The organism is Mesorhizobium sp. M7A.F.Ca.CA.004.04.2.1, assembly GCF_004022825.1.
Classification (GTDB): Bacteria; Pseudomonadota; Alphaproteobacteria; order Rhizobiales; family Rhizobiaceae; genus Mesorhizobium.
The window spans coordinates 1-2,559 of record NZ_RZPH01000886.1; the positions used below are offsets into that span (position 1 = coordinate 1).

A 2,559-nucleotide genomic window follows, 5' to 3' on the forward strand; every position below is an offset into this window, starting at 1 on the left:
GCCGTCCTGTTCAAGAAGTTCGCCGGTATCGATGTCTTCGACATCGAGATCGACGCGCCGGGGATCGAGCGCATGGTCGAGACGATCTCGGCGCTGGAGCCGACTTTCGGCGGCATCAACCTCGAAGACATCAAGGCACCGGAATGCTTCGAGGTCGAGGAACAGTTGAAGGCGCGCATGAAGATACCGGTGTTCCACGACGACCAGCATGGCACCGCCATCATCGTCGCTGCCGCCGTGCTCAACGGGCTGGAATTCGCCCGAAAAACCATATCGGACATCAAGATCGTCACCTCCGGCGCCGGGGCTGCCGCCCTTGCCTGCCTCAACCTGCTGGTCTCGCTCGGCGCCAAAGTCGAAAACATCTGGGTCACCGACCGTTTCGGCGTTGCCTACAAAGGGCGGACCGACGAGATGGACCGCTGGAAAGACCCTTATGTGAAGGACACCGAGGCGCGCACGCTGGCCGACGTCATATCGGGCGCAGATGTCTTCCTCGGCCTCTCGGCGGCAGGCGTGCTGAAGCCGGAACTGCTTGAGCACATGGCGCCAAAACCGCTGATCCTGGCGCTGGCCAACCCCAATCCGGAGATCATGCCGGAAACGGCGCGTGCGGCGCGTCCCGATGCGATGATCTGCACAGGCAGGTCCGATTTTCCCAATCAGGTCAACAACGTACTGTGTTTTCCTTACATCTTCCGCGGCGCGCTCGACTGTGGTGCCAGCGCTATCAACGAGGAGATGAAGATGGCGGCGGTCCGCGCCATCGCAGCCCTTGCCCGCGAGGAACCTTCAGATGTCGCTGCCCGCGCCTATTCCGGCGAGACGCCGATCTTCGGCCCTGAATTCCTGATCCCTTCGCCCTTCGATCCACGCCTGATCCTGCGCATAGCGCCCGCGGTCGCCAAGGCGGCCTGCGACACCGGTGTCGCGACGCGGCCGATCACCGATTTCGCCGCCTATATCGACAAGCTGAACCGCTTCGTCTTCCGCTCCGGCCTGGTGATGAAGCCGGTGTTCTCGTCCGCCAAGGCATCGAGCGCCAAGCGCGTCATCTATGCAGACGGCGAGGATGAGCGCGTGCTGCGCGCCGCCCAGGTGGTGCTCGAGGAAGGCATCGCCGAGCCGATCCTGATCGGCCGGCCGCACGTCATCGAGGTGCGCCTGAAGCGCTACGGCTTGCGCATCAAGCCCGGTGTGGATTTCGGCCTGATCAACCCGGAAGACGATCCGCGCTACCGCCATTATGTCGACCTTCTGATCGAACTCGCCGGCCGGCGCGGCGTCACGACGGAAGCCGCGCGCACCATGGTGCGCACCGACAACACGGTGATCGCAGCACTTGCGCTGAAACGCGGCGATGCCGATGCAATGGTTTGCGGCCTCGAAGGGCGCTTCGAGCGGCATCTGCGCAACGTCACCTTGATCATCGGCCCGCGCACCGGCGTCAAGGATCGCGACCTGTCGACGCTCTCGATGCTGATCTCGCAGCGCGGCATCATCTTCCTGACCGACACGCATGTCTCCGTCGACCCGACGGCGGAAGAAATCGCTGAGATGACGGTGCTGGCGGCGGAAGAAATCCAGCGCTTCGGCATCGAGCCGAAGGCAGCGCTGCTCTCGCATTCGGATTTCGGCTCGCGCGATTCGCCCAGTGCCCTGAAGATGCGGCAAGCGGCGGCGATCCTGGCGCGCATTGCCCCAGAGCTGGAATGCGATGGCGAGATGCACGCCGATTCCGCTCTGTCGGAGCATCTGCGCCAGCGCGTATATCCGCATTCACGGCTGAAGGGCGAAGCCAATTTGCTGGTGTTCCCCAATCTCGATTCGGCCAACATCACGCTGACGGCGCTCAGGACCATGATGGATGCGCTACACGTCGGGCCGATCCTGCTCGGCACGGACATGCCGGCGCATATATTGACGCCGTCGGTCACCTCGCGCGGCGTCGTCAACATGACGGCGCTTGCCGTCGTGGAAGCCGCCCACAAGGCACAGGCGGTCGTCAATCTGGGCTGAACACGGATTTCGCGGTAAACTGCAGTTAACCGCGAACACGGTAGCATTGCGGGCTAACAGTCGGATTTGGCAGGCGGAGTTTGGGCGGATGGCAAGCGGAGGGTGGAAGCAGGCGCATGCTGCCATGCTGCTTGGCCTCCTGTTGTCCGCAACCTGGGGGGTATCCGAGCCACAGGCTGCTTCGCGGGTCTGCCGCCAGCTGGAAGCCGATCTTGCCGCGTCCTCGCGCGGCGGCGGTGGCGGTCCGGCGCTGATCCGGAAATACGATTCCGCAATTGCGAGGCAGCATGAGCAGATTTCGAAAGCCCGCGGCCAGGCGAGCCGGGCCGGATGCGGCTTTTCGCTGTTTGGCCGCAACCTCAATCAATGCGCCGGGCTAAACGCCACCATCGATCGCATGAATGCCAATCTCGACGCCTTGCAGAACAAGCGCGAGCGGCTGGCCGGCGGCGGCTCGCGCCGCGACCGCGGACGCATCCTGGCGGCGCTTGACGCCAATGGCTGCCGCGACGACGCCGTCGCGCCTCGGCGGGCGCCTTT

1 protein-coding gene and 1 pseudogene are annotated in these 2,559 nt (G+C 64.1%); both read left to right on the forward strand.

Annotated features, from left to right (window positions below; translation table 11 throughout):
* On the forward strand, positions 1-2,019 hold a 2,019-nt coding region (locus EN893_RS28670; RefSeq protein WP_164901194.1), incomplete at its 5' end, for an NADP-dependent malic enzyme.
* 88 nt (positions 2,020-2,107) lie between these two features.
* A pseudogene (locus EN893_RS28675) lies at positions 2,108-2,559 on the forward strand (hypothetical protein); the annotation flags it as partial.